Annotated in this window: 15 protein-coding genes; 8 read left to right on the forward strand and 7 right to left on the reverse strand. The window is 45.0% G+C overall.

What is annotated here, in order from left to right; genetic code table 11:
* Nucleotides 1-123 precede the first annotated feature (123 nt).
* Nucleotides 124-1,362, forward strand: a complete 1,239-nt coding sequence (locus tag AC3CKG_RS12370; RefSeq protein ID WP_017107211.1) for a uracil-xanthine permease family protein — start codon at nucleotides 124-126, stop codon at nucleotides 1,360-1,362.
* A gap of 159 nt (nucleotides 1,363-1,521) precedes the next feature.
* Here AC3CKG_RS12370 and upp read toward each other — a convergent pair whose 3' ends face one another.
* Nucleotides 1,522-2,148: a uracil phosphoribosyltransferase gene (upp, locus tag AC3CKG_RS12375; RefSeq protein WP_017060716.1), complete on the reverse strand. Its 627-nt coding sequence runs from the start codon at nucleotides 2,146-2,148 to the stop codon at nucleotides 1,522-1,524.
* Between the two features lie 169 nt (nucleotides 2,149-2,317).
* Between upp and purM the strand changes: the two genes are divergently transcribed.
* Both purM and purN read left to right on the forward strand, forming a co-directional pair.
* The gene (purM, locus tag AC3CKG_RS12380) at nucleotides 2,318-3,358 is read left to right on the forward strand and encodes a phosphoribosylformylglycinamidine cyclo-ligase (RefSeq protein ID WP_008222945.1); all 1,041 of its coding nucleotides are present in this window, start codon (nucleotides 2,318-2,320) and stop codon (nucleotides 3,356-3,358) included.
* Nucleotides 3,359-3,639: 281 nt separating this feature from the next.
* Nucleotides 3,640-4,326, forward strand: coding sequence for a phosphoribosylglycinamide formyltransferase (gene purN, locus AC3CKG_RS12385; protein ID WP_102326337.1), 687 nt, complete (start codon nucleotides 3,640-3,642; stop codon nucleotides 4,324-4,326).
* Between the two features lie 100 nt (nucleotides 4,327-4,426).
* Here the strand turns inward: purN and AC3CKG_RS12390 are convergent, their stop codons facing one another.
* Nucleotides 4,427-5,272, reverse strand: coding sequence for a class II glutamine amidotransferase (locus AC3CKG_RS12390; protein ID WP_017079424.1), 846 nt, complete (start codon nucleotides 5,270-5,272; stop codon nucleotides 4,427-4,429).
* 65 nt (nucleotides 5,273-5,337) lie between these two features.
* Nucleotides 5,338-5,913: a D-sedoheptulose 7-phosphate isomerase gene (lpcA, locus tag AC3CKG_RS12395; RefSeq protein ID WP_017063379.1), complete on the reverse strand. Its 576-nt coding sequence runs from the start codon at nucleotides 5,911-5,913 to the stop codon at nucleotides 5,338-5,340.
* Nucleotides 5,914-6,240: 327 nt separating this feature from the next.
* On the opposite strand from lpcA, the gene fadE reads away from it, so the two are divergent.
* Nucleotides 6,241-8,706, forward strand: a complete 2,466-nt coding sequence (fadE, locus tag AC3CKG_RS12400) for an acyl-CoA dehydrogenase FadE (protein ID WP_488528413.1) — start codon at nucleotides 6,241-6,243, stop codon at nucleotides 8,704-8,706.
* Between the two features lie 220 nt (nucleotides 8,707-8,926).
* On the opposite strand, the gene AC3CKG_RS12405 is transcribed toward fadE, so the two are convergent.
* Nucleotides 8,927-10,174 carry a TIGR03503 family protein gene (locus AC3CKG_RS12405; protein WP_099165299.1) on the reverse strand — a complete coding sequence of 416 codons (1,248 nt, stop codon included), beginning with the start codon at nucleotides 10,172-10,174 and terminating at the stop codon, nucleotides 8,927-8,929.
* Nucleotides 10,175-10,183: 9 nt separating this feature from the next.
* Nucleotides 10,184-10,972 (reverse strand): DNA polymerase III subunit epsilon, encoded by a 789-nt coding sequence (dnaQ, locus tag AC3CKG_RS12410; RefSeq protein WP_170960633.1) that lies wholly within the window; start codon nucleotides 10,970-10,972, stop codon nucleotides 10,184-10,186.
* 56 nt (nucleotides 10,973-11,028) lie between these two features.
* Between dnaQ and rnhA the strand changes: the two genes are divergently transcribed.
* Nucleotides 11,029-11,493 carry a ribonuclease HI gene (gene rnhA, locus AC3CKG_RS12415; protein ID WP_017107203.1) on the forward strand — a complete coding sequence of 155 codons (465 nt, stop codon included), beginning with the start codon at nucleotides 11,029-11,031 and terminating at the stop codon, nucleotides 11,491-11,493.
* Nucleotides 11,494-11,535: 42 nt separating this feature from the next.
* Here the strand turns inward: rnhA and AC3CKG_RS12420 are convergent, their stop codons facing one another.
* On the reverse strand, nucleotides 11,536-12,318 hold the full coding sequence (locus AC3CKG_RS12420; RefSeq protein ID WP_488528414.1) for a class I SAM-dependent methyltransferase: 783 nt from the start codon (nucleotides 12,316-12,318) through the stop codon (nucleotides 11,536-11,538).
* Nucleotides 12,319-12,371: 53 nt separating this feature from the next.
* On the opposite strand from AC3CKG_RS12420, the gene gloB reads away from it, so the two are divergent.
* The 3 genes from gloB (at nucleotide 12,372) to AC3CKG_RS12435 (ending at nucleotide 15,455) form a co-directional block, all read left to right on the forward strand.
* Entirely contained in the window at nucleotides 12,372-13,130 is a 759-nt protein-coding gene (gene gloB / locus AC3CKG_RS12425) for a hydroxyacylglutathione hydrolase (protein ID WP_017107201.1), read from the forward strand.
* Between the two features lie 70 nt (nucleotides 13,131-13,200).
* Entirely contained in the window at nucleotides 13,201-14,772 is a 1,572-nt protein-coding gene (locus tag AC3CKG_RS12430; protein ID WP_488528415.1) for a LysM peptidoglycan-binding domain-containing protein, read from the forward strand.
* Nucleotides 14,769-15,455 carry a YIP1 family protein gene (locus tag AC3CKG_RS12435; RefSeq protein WP_017110376.1) on the forward strand — a complete coding sequence of 229 codons (687 nt, stop codon included), beginning with the start codon at nucleotides 14,769-14,771 and terminating at the stop codon, nucleotides 15,453-15,455. The genes AC3CKG_RS12430 and AC3CKG_RS12435 overlap by 4 nt, the downstream gene beginning before the upstream one ends.
* A 100-nt stretch (nucleotides 15,456-15,555) precedes the next feature.
* Here the strand turns inward: AC3CKG_RS12435 and AC3CKG_RS12440 are convergent, their stop codons facing one another.
* A complete protein-coding gene (locus tag AC3CKG_RS12440) occupies nucleotides 15,556-16,398 on the reverse strand; it encodes an endonuclease/exonuclease/phosphatase family protein (protein WP_102543587.1) in 843 nt (280 codons plus the stop codon).
* Between the last annotated feature and the right edge of the window lie 5 nt (nucleotides 16,399-16,403).

The raw sequence follows: 16,403 nt of genomic DNA on the forward strand, positions 1-16,403 counted from the left end.
TATAAAACATCACTAAGATAAATAAATTTGATCTATTTGGTGTGGCAATCGATTGCTAAGTGATAGAATCCCGCGAATTTTATTTTTCACTTTTCATATAACGACCATTTTTAAGGACATAACATGAAAAATGCTCTGCAAGGTGCGCAAATGCTGTTTGTAGCGTTTGGTGCGCTTGTACTGGTGCCGCTACTAACAGGACTTGATCCCAACGTTGCACTCTTTGGCGCTGGTATCGGTACCCTTTTATTCCAACTTATTACACGCCGTTCAGTGCCAATCTTCCTAGCATCTTCTTTTGCATTCATCGCCCCTATCATGTTTGGTATTCAAACTTGGGGCGTAGGTGCAACCATGGGTGGCCTAATGGCAGCCGGTGTTGTGTATGTATTAATGGGTGCCTTAATTAAGGTACGTGGTGTAGCCTTCATCCACAAACTGCTTCCACCCGTCGTGGTTGGCCCTGTAATCATGGTGATCGGTTTAGGTCTTGCGCCTGTTGCGGTAAACATGGCACTAGGTAAAACAGGCGATGGTGCAGTTCAGCTTATCGATGCAGACGCAGCATTGTGGATTTCATCTATTTCATTGCTAGTGACGATTGTCATCAGTGTATTCTCAAAAGGCTTCCTTAAGCTACTGCCTATCTTTGGTGGCATTGTCGCGGGTTACATCACAAGCTTAGTATACGGCGTCGTTGATTTTACCCCTGTCGCTCAAGCTGCTTGGTTAGCTCTACCTAACTTCACAGCGCCAGAATTCAACATCAACGCTATCTTCTTTATGGTGTTTGTTGCAATTGCACCTGCCGTTGAGCACGTTGGTGACATGCTTGCTATCTCTAACGTAACCGGCAAAGATTACCTTAAGAAACCAGGTCTACACCGCACTATTACAGGTGACGGTGTGGCAACTATTGCAGCTTCTATGCTGGGCGCGCCACCAAACACAACCTACAGTGAAGTAACAGGTGCGGTAATGCTGACGAAAGCATTTAACCCAGTGATAATGACTTGGGCAGCAGTAACAGCGATTGTTCTAGCATTGGTTGGTAAGTTAGGTGCTCTACTTCAAACGATTCCAGTTCCTGTAATGGGCGGCATCATGATTCTACTGTTTGGTTCAATCGCAACAGTAGGCCTGAACACCCTAATTCAGAGCAAAGTTGACCTACACAAATCACGTAACCTTGTGATTGTCGGTATTACTCTAGTATTCGGTATTGGCGGCATGGCATTTGGCATCGGTGACTTTAGCCTACAAGGCGTAAGCTTATGCGGTATCGTGGCGATTCTACTGAACCTAGTCCTTCCTGAAGAGCTAGGTGACAACACCGTAGTAGACAAAGCGCAAATCGACTAACTGTACATCAACTAACGGGTTGGCTTGTGATCCTCATTAAAGGGCATCACAAGCTAACAAGATCAAAAAAGGGAGAGCATCGAATGCTCTCCCTTTTTATTAATACGGCTAATTCAGCGAGTTAAGAAACGGTTTAGCGTAACTTAAACTGAAACCGAATTACTTAGTACCGAAGATCTTATCACCAGCATCGCCAAGACCAGGTACAATGTAGCCCTTGTCGTTTAGCTTCTCATCGATTGCAGCAGTGTAAAGCTCAACGTCTGGGTGTGCTTTTTCTAGAGCTGCGATACCTTCAGGAGCCGCTACAAGCACAAGAATCTTAAAGTGCTTACAACCTTTCTCTTTCATCAGGTCGATCGTTGCGATCATAGAACCACCTGTCGCAAGCATTGGATCTACTACTAAAGCAATACGCTCGTCGATGTTAGATGCAAGCTTGTTGAAGTATGGTACTGGCTCAAGCGTTTCTTCGTCACGGTAGATACCAACAACGCTGATACGTGCACTTGGGATGTGCTCAAGAACGCCGTCCATCATGCCTAGACCAGCACGTAGGATTGGCACTACAGTTACTTTTTTACCTTTAATTTGGTCAACTTCAACTGGACCGTTCCAACCATTAATAGTTACACGCTCAGTTTCAAAGTCTGATGTCGCTTCGTATGTTAGAAGGCTACCCACTTCTGTCGCTAGCTCACGAAAACGCTTAGTGCTAATCTCACCTTCACGCATCAGGCCAATTTTATGTTTTACTAGCGGGTGTTTCACTTCAACAACTTTCATTTCCAACTCCGGCAATATTTAAACAAACCTGTAGATTATACACGAACTCTAAGGTTATTTCAGAATCTTTATTCTAATAAAAAAAACCGCGCAAACGTTTGCTCTTGGTAATCAAGCCCTGTTAGAATAGCGCCGTTTTCACATCCAACTTAAGTTCGAGGACTATCCCGTGAGTGGTAATACTTCTTCTCTAAGCTACAAAGACGCTGGTGTTGATATCGACGCAGGTAATGCACTAGTAGACCGTATTAAAGGTGCTGTTAAACGCACTCGTCGCCCTGAAGTAATGGGCGGTATTGGTGGCTTTGGCGCCCTATGTGAACTTCCAACGAAATACAAAGAGCCAGTGCTTGTTTCAGGTACTGATGGTGTTGGTACTAAACTTCGCCTTGCTTTGGATCTGAAAAAACACGACACCATTGGTATCGACCTAGTGGCAATGTGTGTGAACGACCTAATCGTTCAAGGTGGTGAGCCGCTATTCTTCCTAGACTACTACGCAACAGGTAAGCTAGATGTAGATACAGCAGCAGACGTTGTTTCTGGTATTGCTGAAGGCTGTGTTCAAGCTGGTTGTGCGCTAATCGGTGGTGAAACTGCTGAAATGCCGGGCATGTACGAAGGCGACGACTACGATGTAGCTGGCTTCTGTGTTGGTGTTGTAGAAAAAGCTGACATCATTGACGGTACTAAAGTAGCAGCAGGCGACGCACTTATCGCTGTTGGCTCAAGTGGTCCACACTCAAACGGTTACTCTTTAATTCGTAAAGTTCTAGAAGTTTCTGGTGCTGATAAGAGTGAAGAGCTAGAAGGTCGCACTATCGGTGAACACCTACTAGAACCGACTAAGATTTACATCAAATCAGCACTTAAAATGATCGCAGAGCATGACATTCATGCTATCTCGCACATCACGGGTGGTGGTTTCTGGGAAAACATCCCACGCGTACTTCCTGAAGGTACTAAAGCAGTCATTGATGGCAAGAGCTGGGAATGGCCTGCTATCTTCAACTGGCTACAAGAGAAAGGTAACGTGGAGACATTTGAAATGTACCGCACTTTCAACTGTGGTGTAGGCCTAGTTGTTGCTCTACCTAAAGATCAAGCAGACGCTGCTGTTGAACTACTGAAAGCAGAAGGCGAAAACGCTTGGGTTATCGGTGAGATCGCAAACGCTGAAGCAGGCGAAGAGCAAGTTGAAATCAAATAAGTGACACGTTCGCTTACTTAGTTAATCAATGAGGACCTATGGTCCTCATTTTGCTATTTAGCCCGCAGAAAACCTTAGTTTATGTAGGTAATATAAATACCAATCGTAGTAAATAACTGGTCATCCTAGCTTGTTAAAATGCTCGATCACCTCGTTAGAAATTTTGATTGTAGGATAACTACTTATCGAAAATCTCTGCCTTGTTCTCAAGCCTTTTTCCTACGCTATTTATGATCACTTACTTACTGTGATTGGTATAAACTTCCCCGTTAACCAATCGCATGACCCACTCTATGAAGAACAGCCATTCTATGAATAACAGTCACTCTAAGAAAAACATCGTCGTTTTAGTCTCAGGAAGCGGAAGTAACTTGCAGGCAATTTTGGATGCCTGTGAGAGCCACACGATTGACGCCTCTGTTAAGGCCGTTTTCTCAAACAAAGCAGAGGCTTTTGGTCTAGAGAGAGCAAAGTCAGCAGGTGTTGACGCTCATTCGGTGAATCCAAAAGAATTTAATTCGCGTGAAGAATTTGATCATGAATTGATGGTTCAGATCGATGCTTACCAACCCGACCTGATTGTACTCGCTGGCTATATGCGCATTTTGAGTTCAGAGTTTGTTCGTCATTATGCGGGTAAAATGGTCAATATCCACCCTTCTCTGTTACCTAAGTATCCGGGGCTGCACACCCACCAGCGTGCTATTGATGCTCAGGACAAAGAGCATGGCACCAGCGTCCACTTTGTTACCGAAGAGCTCGACGGTGGCCCTGTTATCTTACAAGCTAAGGTACCTGTATTTGAAGGTGATGATGCCGACATGCTAGCGAGCCGAGTACTCACCCAAGAGCATTGCATTTATCCTCTGGTCTGCAAGTGGTTCGCGGAAGATCGTTTATCTATGGTAAACGGACAAGCTATCTTAGACGGCAAGGCATTGGGCAAGCACGGTTACGCAGAAGAGTAATTCGTTAAAACTAAACCAAATAAAAAGGCCGCTTACTGATTCATTAGTTCAGTAAGCGGCCTTTCTTTTATGCGTTTCAAAATAATACTATTCGGAATACTTAGCTCAATGGCTCTGTCGGTGCTTGGCTTGCAACCTTTTTAGGTGCATAAGCAACATCTTCCAACGCTTTATGGTTATTGCCGATCAGCTCACCAAAATGAAACAGTGCGTATTCGCCTGGCTTCATTCTAAACCACTCTTCATTGCATGTTAGAGGCTGCGTTGCGACGACCGTAACCACATCATTTGGCGTGGTCTCTTCTTGAAAGTTTATCTCAACATCTTCGTCAATCAGGCTCGCATTACCAAAAGGTGCACGTCTTGTTATCCAGTACAAGTGATTCGTACAATAGGTCATGACGTACTCACCATCACTGAGTAGCATGTTAAAGACACCTTTCTCACGCAACTGGTCACAACATTCCGCGACAAAGCGAAACATGCCTTCCATGTCTTGTGGTGGTTCAGGGAAACGATCTTCTAGTTGTTTCACTAACCAACAAAAAGAAAGTTCACTGTCCGTCTCGCCGACAGGTCTGAAACGACCACTAACCAGATCATCGTAATCCGTTAATTGGCCATTATGAGCGAAGGTCCAGTATCGTCCCCATAGCTCACGGGTAAATGGGTGAGTATTTTCTAGATTAACGCCACCACGATTGGCTTGACGGATATGACTGACAACAGCTTGGCTTTTAATTGGGTAGTTTTGAACTAACTCAGCAATCTTTGATTCACAGCTAGGGTTAGGATCTTTGAACGTTCGAAAGCCCTTCCCTTCATAAAAGGTGATACCCCAACCATCACGATGTGGTCCGGTATTACCTCCACGCTGCATCAGGCCGGTGAAACTAAAACAAATATCAGTTGGCACATTCGCGCTCATACCGAGCAATTCACACATGGTTTAATCTACTCCCTTTTAAAACCAATGGAGCCTAAGCTGGGCTCCAAATGTCTGTAAAACTATTATTCCATTTCTTTTTCGACAAGCTGAATCACAATATGAATGATCTTAATGTGAATCTCTTGGATGCGGTCAGCGTAACCAAAATGCGGAACTCGGATTTCGATATCAGCACAACCTGCCATTTTACCGCCATCTTTACCCGTCAATGCAATCGTCTTCATGCCTTTAGCTTGAGCAGCTTCAATCGCTTTCAAAATGTTGGCAGAGTTACCTGAAGTCGACAAACCAAACAACACATCGCCTTTACGACCCACGGCTTCTACATAACGAGAAAAGACATGGTCGTAACCAAAATCGTTACTTACACAAGACAGGTGGCTAGGATCTGAAATCGCAATACCAGCGTAGCCTGGGCGATTTTCACGGTAACGGCCAGTTAGCTCTTCCGCGAAGTGCATCGCATCACAGTGTGAACCACCGTTACCACAAGAAAGCACTTTGCCTTCTTGTTTAAATGAGTCAGCAATCAATTTTGCCGCAGCTTCGATCTGAGCGATATTATGATCATCACTCAAAAACTTGTTAAGAACGTCAGCAGCTTCGTTCAATTCACTTTTGATTAGGTCTTGGTACATAAGGCTTATCTCTTATATTTTTTTACGCAACTTAAAGTACGTGAAATGAGAGCTGAGGGTTTTTCCCTCTTTATCACTGAGTTTACCCACAAACATGAAATAGTGTCGATACTTAAGCCAAAAGATTGCCACCTTAATTAATATCTCACTGAAGAACCGTCCAATTATTCACCACCAACCTCTCACAATTAGAATTTTAACTCTATTAAGATCACTTTTTACCCAATTTAGAGTTTTACAAATATTTAATATTTTGTTTACACTTAACTGGTTAGACCTCTTACCTAAAATCATAACGATAAGTGATCTCTGAAAAGGAAATCGATCATGAACATATTGCTCTCCCTACTTGCCATGACAACCATCTTTGGTGTCTGCCTTTACCATAGAGTTAGTCTGGTACGTGCTTTAATCGTATTAACCGGTTCAATGGTTGTACTGACATTGTTTGGCGGCTTAGCTGTCACTGGCTGGCTTTGTTACCTCTTGGCCGTTGCAATGCTTGCTGTACCTGCAATTCGTCAAACCATCATCAGCCAAAAAGCACTTTCTTTGTTTAAGAAAGTACTCCCTGCAATGTCACAGACAGAAAAAGAAGCATTGGAAGCGGGTACCGTATGGTGGGAAGCTGAGCTGTTCAAAGGCAAACCAGAATGGAAGAAACTTCAGGACATTGCTGACCCTAAACTTTCTGAAGCTGAACAAGCCTTTTTAGACGGACCTGTAAATCAGGTTTGTGAAATGGTGAACGATTACCAGGTGACGCATGAGTTAGCGGATCTTCCACCAGAAGTATGGCAATTCCTAAAAGACCACAAGTTCTTTGCCATGATCATCAAAAAGAAATACGGCGGTTTAGAATTCTCAGCTTACGCCCAGTCTTTGGTTCTACAGAAGCTAACGGGTGTTTCGAGCGTATTATCATCGACAGTTGGCGTACCTAACTCACTAGGCCCTGGTGAGCTATTACAGCACTACGGCACTGAAGATCAAAGAAACCATTACCTGCCACGCCTAGCTGAAGGTAAAGAGATCCCTTGTTTCGCACTGACCAGTCCAGAAGCAGGCTCAGACGCAGGCTCTATACCGGATTACGGTGTGGTATGTAAGGGCGAATGGGAAGGTGAAGAAGTCTTGGGCATGCGCCTAACTTGGAACAAGCGTTACATCACCCTAGCGCCTGTCGCGACTGTTTTGGGATTAGCGTTTAAACTGCGTGACCCGGATGGCCTGCTTGGTGATCAAAAAGATCTTGGTATCACCTGTGCGCTTATCCCAACTGATTTAAAAGGTGTTGAGATTGGCAATCGCCATTTCCCACTCAATGTTCCATTCCAAAACGGTCCAACTCAGGGCGACGACATCTTCGTACCAATCGATTTCATTATTGGTGGCCAGAAAATGGCAGGCCAAGGCTGGCGTATGCTGGTTGAATGTTTGTCGGTTGGTCGTGGTATCACGCTGCCTTCAAACTCAACAGGTGGCATCAAGTCAGCAGCACTGGCAACAGGCGCTTACGCTCGCATTCGTCGTCAGTTCAAACAACCAATTGGCCGTATGGAAGGGGTTGAAGAGCCACTAGCACGCCTAGCGGGTAATGCTTACGTGATGGATGCAGCGAGTAATCTAACCGTTGCAGGTATCGACCTTGGCGAAAAACCTTCGGTTATCTCTGCCATCGTTAAATACCATTGTACTCACCGTGGCCAACGCAGCATCATCGATGCGATGGATATCGTCGGTGGTAAAGGCATTTGCTTAGGTCCATCAAACTTCTTAGCGCGTGGCTACCAAGGTTCGCCAATCGCGATTACCGTTGAAGGGGCAAACATCCTGACTCGTTCAATGATCATCTACGGTCAAGGCGCGATTCGTTGTCACCCTTATGTTCTAAACGAAATGGAAGCGGCTTATTCTGAAAGCAGTGATGCACTGGATAAATTTGATTCTGCGTTAGCCGGACACGTTAGCTTTACACTCAGTAACCTCGTTCGCAGTTTGTGGTTTGGTTTAACCGATGGTCGTGGTTCTGATACGCCAACGCCAGCCAATAAAACAGACAAACAAACACAGCGCTACTACCAAAAATTGAACCGCTACAGTGCCAACCTAGCGCTACTGTCTGATATTTCAATGGCAGTTCTAGGCGGTTCTTTGAAACGTAGAGAGCGTCTTTCTGCAAGACTGGGTGATATCCTGAGCCAACTGTACTTAGGATCTGCAACACTCAAGCGTTTTGAAAGTGAGGGCAGCCACGCTGAGGATCTGCCGCTAGTACATTGGGGTATGCAAGATAGCTTACGTCAAACGGAAGTCGCGATTGATGAATTCCTAGCAAACTTCCCTAACCCGGTAATTGGACGCCTACTTCGTGTTGTACTGATGCCATTTGGTCGTATTCGTCGTGCACCCAATGACAAACTGGATAGCCAAGTAGCAAGCATACTGCAGACACCAAGTGAAACTCGTTCACGTATTGGCCGCGGTCAATACTTAGAAGCAACGGAATACAACCCTGTTGGTAAGATCGAGAAAGCACTTGAAGTGATTCTGCAAGCAGAGCCTTTATTCGACAAAGTCTGCAAAGAAACGCATCAAAAACGCGCTTTCTTAAGACTCGACCTTGTTGCTCAGTTAGGACTTGAGAAAGGTATTCTAAATGATAAAGAAGCTGCGTTGCTTGTTAGCGCTGAAGAACACCGACTGTACACAATTAACGTTGACGACTTCGCACCAGAGGAACTCGCAGCAAAGTCACAATACCCAGGTCAATCGATTGATAACGTGGCCTAGCCAAAGTATCAGTTGTATCCGTATGTAATTAAGCAACTCAGTTGCGAAACCAGATACACGAGATAGACCAGAAGCAAAAACGGGACTCATAGAGTCCCGTTTTTTTATATCACAATAAAGTAGTCGTAATGTACATCCATGAGCTACTTACATCGATGAACTAATTACATCTATGAGCTAAAGCGAACGCTGAATGACCTTGTCAGCGTCGACTCCTGTTTTATTTAGGAGCTCTTAGCTGCATCTCTGGTTGAGCTTGCTTCTTCGCGGTCACTTTACGAATCACAAACCAGATCAATAAACCCAAGAGAATTGCGACAACATTACCGATGGCGATGATGATCATACTGCGTTGTCGGTCATCTTCGCGTTTCTGAAGAATCATCAACTCTGTCGCAATACGTTTTTGCTCGGCTAACGCTTCTTCTTGAAGGCGTCTTGACTCCGCTAAATCGATATCTTCAACAACGCTGTATGATTGTTCTGTAATTGGAAAGATCAGTGGACGTTGACTTGAAGCATCGGTGGCGTAAACCATCCCTGACCAACTATAAATCCCTAAATCACCATTGTAAGGCACCTCTAAAGGCACTTTCATCGCATCGACTTCAGCTTGCCCTTGCTTATACGTTACATACTCATCAGGGGCTTTATGCTCAACATGAACGGCTAATGAACTTGGGGCTATCATACCCGGCTCACCTGATACGACTATCGTATGAGGCAGCCCTTCTTTACGAGACTGAATAAATGTCGTGGTGAGCGGAGTTGGATAGACTAAGACCTCTTGCTCTTGCGCTCGAAGGAACACACCATTGCCAGAAGTAATACGCGCACGGTATTTACCCGGCTCAATATCAATCGGTAACGACACAGTAAAAACGCCATCTCCGGCTTGTTCATCAAGACCACTGCCATCATCGGCAAATTCGCCCATCACAACTGGAATTGGGCGCGCCTCTCTCACTAAAGACTCTTCATTTTCAACGAACTTAGTAAACGTAACTTTAAGCTTTACGCGATCTAAAAAATCACGCAACACTAAAGGTTTGCCGTCTGATGTCAAACGAGCCGTAAATTTAATATTTTCGGTTTGATACAGTTTGTCTGGGAAGTCATTGGCATCTAAAACAAGGTGAGACAATAGCTTGATGTTGTTCTTAGGTGAGACCTTACCAACCGCTTGCCAAGGGCCCGGCATCGGTTTGTCGATAGATATGATGTCCATTGATGATTCTTCGTACCAACGGACATTATCGGCATTGCGCCAAGCGTAGTACTTCTTGCCGTCAGGGCGAACCAAAACGACGGGTTTAGAGTTATCGGCTCGATAAATCACAAAGGTGACTTGTTCAATACTGGGATCAACACGAAAGCGGTTGTCCAATAAACTCATTACGGATTCCGTTGCCGCATGCAAGCTAAAGCTTAACAGCAATAAGTAACCGGTAGCCAATACCCTTAACATACTTTCTCCCTACTGACGCCAGAGGCAGCTTCCGCTTTTCTCGACGAGATCTAAACGACTTTGATGCGCTTCTACTTCATCGGCCGTAGCTCGTAAAACCTTTAGGGATTTTCGACCACTTTCTGCTCTTCGGATACTTTCTGCACCACCATCTTGTTGGCCAGCGTTAAATTGCAGCGAAGTTTGTCCACCTGTCATCAATAAATAGACGTCAGCTAGAATCTCCGCATCGAGTAAAGCGCCGTGGAGAGTACGGTGTGAGTTATCAATACCATAGCGGTCACATAAGATATCTAGGTTGTTTCTTTTACCTGGGAATATCTTTTTCGCCATTGCCAAGGTATCGGTAACTTTACAGTAGTCATCCGTTTTACCAATCGCAGGATTAAGCTTCTCAAACTCATAGTCCATAAAGCCCGTATCGAAGGGCGCATTGTGAGCAACCAGCTCAGCACCTTTGATAAAGTCGAGAAACTCTTTGTGAATATCTTGATACTCAGGCTTATCTACCAAGAACTCATCAGTAATACCGTGAACGCCAATCGCCTCTTCTTGAATGGCACGATCGGGTTTGATGTAGACGTGAAAATGACGCCCGGTCAATCGACGGTTGATGATCTCGACGGCACCGATTTCTACGATGCGATGACCCATATAGTGAGGACCACCTTCCGTATTCATACCGGTTGTTTCGGTATCGAGTACAATGATGCGTTTGTTTTCTGCGTTCGCCCCATTTTCTGATTTGGAGTTCGCTGCTGCGTCAACGCTTTGTTCTGGAGTGCTACTGGTATTCATAAGGATATCTGTGTCAGACTATGCCGATAATGTGCTTGAGGTAATAGTATCAAATCATGACGAAACAAGTTGAAATTTTCACTGATGGTTCTTGTTTAGGCAATCCAGGTCCCGGTGGCTATGGCATCGTACTTCGCTATAAAAAAGTCGAAAAGACACTCGCAGAAGGCTTCACACTGACGACCAACAATCGAATGGAAATGCTCGCCGCAGTCATTGCGCTTCAAGCACTCAAAGAACCCTGCTCTGTGATTCTAACAACAGACAGCCAATACGTACGTCAGGGCATCACCCAGTGGATCCATAACTGGAAAAAGCGTGATTGGAAAACAGCAGATAAGAAGCCAGTTAAAAACGCCGACCTTTGGCAAAGGCTAGATAAAGAGACCGCACGTCATAGTGTTGATTGGCGTTGGGTAAAAGGACACGCAGGACACAGAGAGAACGAAATGTGTGATGACCTAGCGAGAACCGCTGCTGAGAACCCAACTCAAGAAGATACTGGCTACCAACCAAGCTAATTGATAATTTCTTAGCCTAATTAATAGATGAAAAGCCAACGACTAGTCGGATTTTTCTGTTTTTAGCGGATATGAAGCCTTGTTCGAATGCTGCGTGCGACGGCTATTGGTTCTAAAGCTTGCACCTACAGGAGAAAAGCGTCGTTTAAGGTGCCAATGAGGCTTAATCGGTTTGAGCGGATAAGTACGCTTACGAGCAACAATAAAATATTGGCTTCCCGCAAAGGATGCACAGCCACCCAAGCTGTTCTCTAACCAAGTCCACATCGCCTGATATTTACTCATCGGAAATAGCGCATAGGTATCGCAGTGAATCACTTCATAATTCAACACACCTAACCAATCTTTCACACGATTTGGCGTATACATACGCCCACTCCAAGGCAAACTGTTCTTCCGCCAAGGCAGTAAACTTGCGAGTCCGGTAATACTAAACGGATTGAAGCCAGTAATGATGATATAGCCATCATCCATCATTACTCGATCAACCTCTCTCAATAACCGGTGAGGGTCGTTGCTATAATCTAATTGATGACTGAGCACCACAACATCAAAGCTTTTCTCTAAAAAGGGTAAATTATAGCCATCCGCTATCACATTATGTAATGGGTTCTGGATATCTAGGTTTACTTGATGTTGAATGTTGCATGTGCAGCTAGAAATCTCACTACTGAGGCCGCCAAGCTTGAGCATATGGTAGCCAAATAGCTTTGGACACCACTCATCGAGTCGAGTTTGAATAGATTCTCTCAACCAGTCCCCATTGTGCAACTGTGCCCAAGTGTAAGGACATTCAAACTTTTTTCTGCTACGTGCTGGCTTCATCAATAATCTGTCTCACTTATTCTGTCTCACTAAAAGTGACTGGAGAACCAATAATGTTACATATCAAAAGCATACCTGCATTTAACGACAATTACATCTGGCTGATTCAAAATAGCGATCGCCGTTGTGCTGTCGTCGACCCTGGTGATGCTGCTCCAGTATTAGAGTACTTAGCACACCATGAGCTAACTTTAGATGCAATCTTGATTACACACCACCACCATGATCACATTGGTGGCGTTCCAGAGTTAGTCAGACAATTCCCAAGCGTAGACGTCGTAGGCCCTAGAAATGAGCCAATTCCAACCCTAACTCACCCAGTCGATGACGGTGACCAGCTGGAACTGTTTGGTGAAGTGTTCCTAGTGCTTGGGCTAAGTGGCCATACTGCGGGGCACATTGGTTATGTAGGTGATGCAAAACTATTTTGTGGTGATGTGCTGTTTTCAGCTGGCTGCGGCCGAATCATGGAAGGCACACCACAACAGATGTTTGATGCACTGAACAAGATCACGGCACTTCCTCAAGAAACCGAAGTCTATTGTGCCCATGAATACACTGCCGCCAATATCGCTTTCGCACTGGCTGTTGAGCCTGATAACCAACATTTGCAGCAATATCGCGACCAAGTGAACCGACTGCGTGCGCAAAATAAGTCGACCATCCCCACAAATTTGAGACAAGAGAAGTTCGTTAACCCTTTCTTGCGTTACACCGAGCCAAGTGTAATCAAATCAGTCTCTAACCGCACCGAAAACACTGATCCTCTGTCAGTGTTCACCGCTTTACGTACGTGGAAGAACGAATTTTAACAAATACAGACTTGTCACTCATAGGGGGTGGCAAGTATTATCATCGGCCGTTTATTAAAAAGGCTGTAACATGCGAGTTAAGTACAGCTGGGCTTTGGTACTACTACTTTCTGGTTGCCAATTAACTCAGTCAGAGAATCCAGACCAAGCTTCCGAGCAAACCAACACATCTCCTACTAAAGAAGTTTCTCAAGCGAACGTTTCATCAGAAGCGACCAAAGAAGAACCCAAAGTTGAAGCACCTGTCGTTACTCCACAAACACAACAAGATGTTTGGAAACGTATTGCGATGCAACTTGAAATGGAAGTACCAGACCAAAAGAAGGTCGATTACTACCGAACTTGGTATCTAAAGCACCCTAGTCATCTAAAAACCGTCTCACAACGTGCTGAACCCTTCCTTTATCTGATCACCACTAAGATTGAAGAAAAAGGCTTACCACTAGAATTGGCATTGTTGCCGGTTGTAGAAAGTTCTTTCGATGCGTTTGCCTACTCTCATGGCAGCGCTGCAGGTCTATGGCAATTTATTTCTGGCACAGGCAAAGATTACGGACTAGAACAGAACTTCTGGTACGACGGTCGTCGTGATGTCTCCGCTTCTACCGACGCTGCATTGGATTTCCTATCAGACCTTAACAGACGTTTCGATGGCGATTGGAATCATGCCATTGCTGCCTATAACAGTGGCGGTGGTCGTGTAAGCAGTGCTATCCGCAAGAACAAGAAGCTGGGTAAGCCAATCGACTTCTTCTCTTTGGATTTACCAAAAGAGACCAGCAGCTACGTGCCTAAGCTACTTGCACTGGCTGACGTGATTGCCAACCAAGAAAAGTATGGCATCGACATTCCTGCAATCCCTAACAAGCCGGTATTGACACTGGTTAACCCAGACGAACAACTTGATCTGGCGATTGCAGCAAACTACGCAGGCATTCCGGTAAAAGAGCTGCAAGGCTACAACCCAGCTTACAACCAATGGGCGACAGCACCAGAAAAACATCAGCAATTATTGCTTCCTCTAAGCTCTGTTGAGAAGTTCAACAAAGAAGTGGCCGCCAATAAAGGCAAAGGCATGAAGTTGGTGCGTTATAAAGTGCAATCTGGCGATAGCATTAGCGTACTGGCGAGTAAATACAACACCACCAGCAAAGTGATTCGCTCTGCAAACGGGATGAGCAACAACAATATCCGTATTGGTCAGCACCTACTTATCCCAACCTCAACCAAAGACGACAAAACGTACGCGCTAAGCGCTTCAAACCGCCTAGCAAGCACACAGTCGAAGAGTCGTGGCCAATATAAGCTAAGCCATACGGTAAGAAGTGGTGACAGCTTATGGACGATTGCACGCGCAAATAAGGTATCTCACCAATCACTGGCTAAGTGGAATGGCATGGGGCCACGCGACACACTGCGCATTGGTCAAGAATTGGTCATTTGGAAGAATGGTTCAGACGGTGCCATCATCCGCACTATCTTTTATAACGTAAGATCGGGTGACACAGTCAGCGGTATTGCATCAAAGTTCAAAGTAAAAAGTGCAGATGTTGTAAAATGGAACACTTTACAGAACAAAAAATACCTACAGCCAGGACAGAAACTGAAGCTGTATGTTGATGTAACTAAGGTAAGTGTATGAACCCGTCAAGTAACCCACTCGTCATGCTGTTGGATATCTTCCGAGCACCAACAGCTTGTTTCTTAGCGCTTTATCAGCGAAGTGCTTGGGGATGGCAACCCTACGTCGTATTAATACTCAGTCCATTTTTATTTTGGGGTGCCTATTTTTCGAATGTAGATTTTGCATGGTTAAGCGCAGAGTTGTCACAGCAACTCGCTCAAACTAACCCAGACCAATTGGCGTTACTTGACAGCAATACCCTACTCGCGAGTGAAATCATCAGCGATGTGTTTGGCCGAACGTTAACCATCGCCCTGTTGGCATTTTGGTTTAACCTAGCAACCAAACCAAGCCAACATCAGCACAGTTACTGGCGATGGTTTGCAGCTTCATCTGTTGTGATGTTCCCGGCTGTATTAGGGGACGTGGCAAGCTACGCAAGCCTCATACTCAAACACGGACATGTGATGAACTACGCGGCCGACTTGAACAGCTTAAACGGCTTAATCAAGTTACCGCTCACCAGTGACTGGTCGCAGTTTGCTAGCTCATTACCACTGTTGCTGCCATGGTACATCGTGCTGGGTTATGCCGCAGTATTGACGTGGACTGAGTTTGAACGCGGGCAAGCGCTTGTGATTTCAGGCTTACCATGGGTTGGCTACTACCTAATCTGGGCGCTCTACATTTTAATCTTTTAAGTTGAAGAGATAAGGCTAGCGAAAACTCTCTAGCCTATTTGCTCCGTTAGATTACCCAACGTAACCACCGTGCGAATGGTTAAGCTCCAATAGCTAATAACTATTTAGCCTTAAAGGTCACTTGCATAGGGTTATGATCAGAAGCGTCCGTAATGGGCGCTTTTGCTTTTTCTACCTCTAAGCCACGATAAAACACATGGTCGAGCACCAGTCCTGTAATAAATTGGGTGCGGTTATCTGGCTCAAAGGCAACTTCCGTCAAACCAACCTTCTCCAACGCATCTTTCAATACAGCAAAGCGAGCTTCACTCCAGCTATTAAAATCCCCAGCAAAAATAACAGGCCCACGATACTGTTGCAGATTGTCAGTTAAGCTCTTGAGCTGAGCCTCGTAATCTTCCGTACCAAAGGTAAAGTTCACCGCGTGGATATTAATCACAGCCAACTCTTCGCCATTACTTAGTTGGTAGCGCGACCAAAGCGCGGATTTAGGCAGTTGAAGCCAAGGTTCTTCATGAGTATAAGCACAAGCTTCAATCGGTAAATGAGTTGCTAGGTTGAGTACGCCTGCACTTTGCTCAAAGGCTTCAAACGCATTCACTCGAGTACTTCCCCACTGGCCACTCGTCACCCATTGGCGAAGCCCTTCTGTCATACTCGCCTCTTGCAATAACACTAGATCGCTTCCTGCCGACAGCTTATTCAGTTCACTCTGCCAATTACTGCGGTTTTGCTTGTAAATATTCCACACGGTGAGACTCAATCCGTCAGACACATCAATCGCCTTCGGTTTCGAGTTTTGATAGCAGCTATAGATATCATTACTGGTATTTTGAGAGGAAGTGATCAGGTTAGGTTTATTCGGGATCACGAAGATAAGATGAAAACTAGCAACAGCAAGTATTATCAAAACTGCGATAACAATGATGGTTTTCTTAAACATACAGC

The organism is Vibrio sp. QJM3NY_15 (assembly GCF_057785995.1).

Excerpts from the sequence above, each read along its gene's own strand:
- AC3CKG_RS12370 (WP_017107211.1), top strand. The coding sequence starts at position 124 with ATGAAAAATGCTCTGCAAGGTGCGCAAATGCTGTTTGTAGCGTTTGGT.
- upp (WP_017060716.1), bottom strand. The coding sequence starts at position 2,148 with ATGAAAGTTGTTGAAGTGAAACACCCGCTAGTAAAACATAAAATTGGC.
- purN (WP_102326337.1), top strand. The coding sequence starts at position 3,640 with ATGACCCACTCTATGAAGAACAGCCATTCTATGAATAACAGTCACTCT.
- AC3CKG_RS12390 (WP_017079424.1), bottom strand. The coding sequence starts at position 5,272 with ATGTGTGAATTGCTCGGTATGAGCGCGAATGTGCCAACTGATATTTGT.
- lpcA (WP_017063379.1), bottom strand. The coding sequence starts at position 5,913 with ATGTACCAAGACCTAATCAAAAGTGAATTGAACGAAGCTGCTGACGTT.
- fadE (WP_488528413.1), top strand. The coding sequence starts at position 6,241 with ATGAACATATTGCTCTCCCTACTTGCCATGACAACCATCTTTGGTGTC.
- AC3CKG_RS12405 (WP_099165299.1), bottom strand. The coding sequence starts at position 10,174 with ATGTTAAGGGTATTGGCTACCGGTTACTTATTGCTGTTAAGCTTTAGC.
- dnaQ (WP_170960633.1), bottom strand. The coding sequence starts at position 10,972 with ATGAATACCAGTAGCACTCCAGAACAAAGCGTTGACGCAGCAGCGAAC.
- rnhA (WP_017107203.1), top strand. The coding sequence starts at position 11,029 with ATGACGAAACAAGTTGAAATTTTCACTGATGGTTCTTGTTTAGGCAAT.
- AC3CKG_RS12420 (WP_488528414.1), bottom strand. The coding sequence starts at position 12,318 with ATGAAGCCAGCACGTAGCAGAAAAAAGTTTGAATGTCCTTACACTTGG.
- gloB (WP_017107201.1), top strand. The coding sequence starts at position 12,372 with ATGTTACATATCAAAAGCATACCTGCATTTAACGACAATTACATCTGG.
- AC3CKG_RS12430 (WP_488528415.1), top strand. The coding sequence starts at position 13,201 with ATGCGAGTTAAGTACAGCTGGGCTTTGGTACTACTACTTTCTGGTTGC.
- AC3CKG_RS12435 (WP_017110376.1), top strand. The coding sequence starts at position 14,769 with ATGAACCCGTCAAGTAACCCACTCGTCATGCTGTTGGATATCTTCCGA.
- AC3CKG_RS12440 (WP_102543587.1), bottom strand. The coding sequence starts at position 16,398 with ATGTTTAAGAAAACCATCATTGTTATCGCAGTTTTGATAATACTTGCT.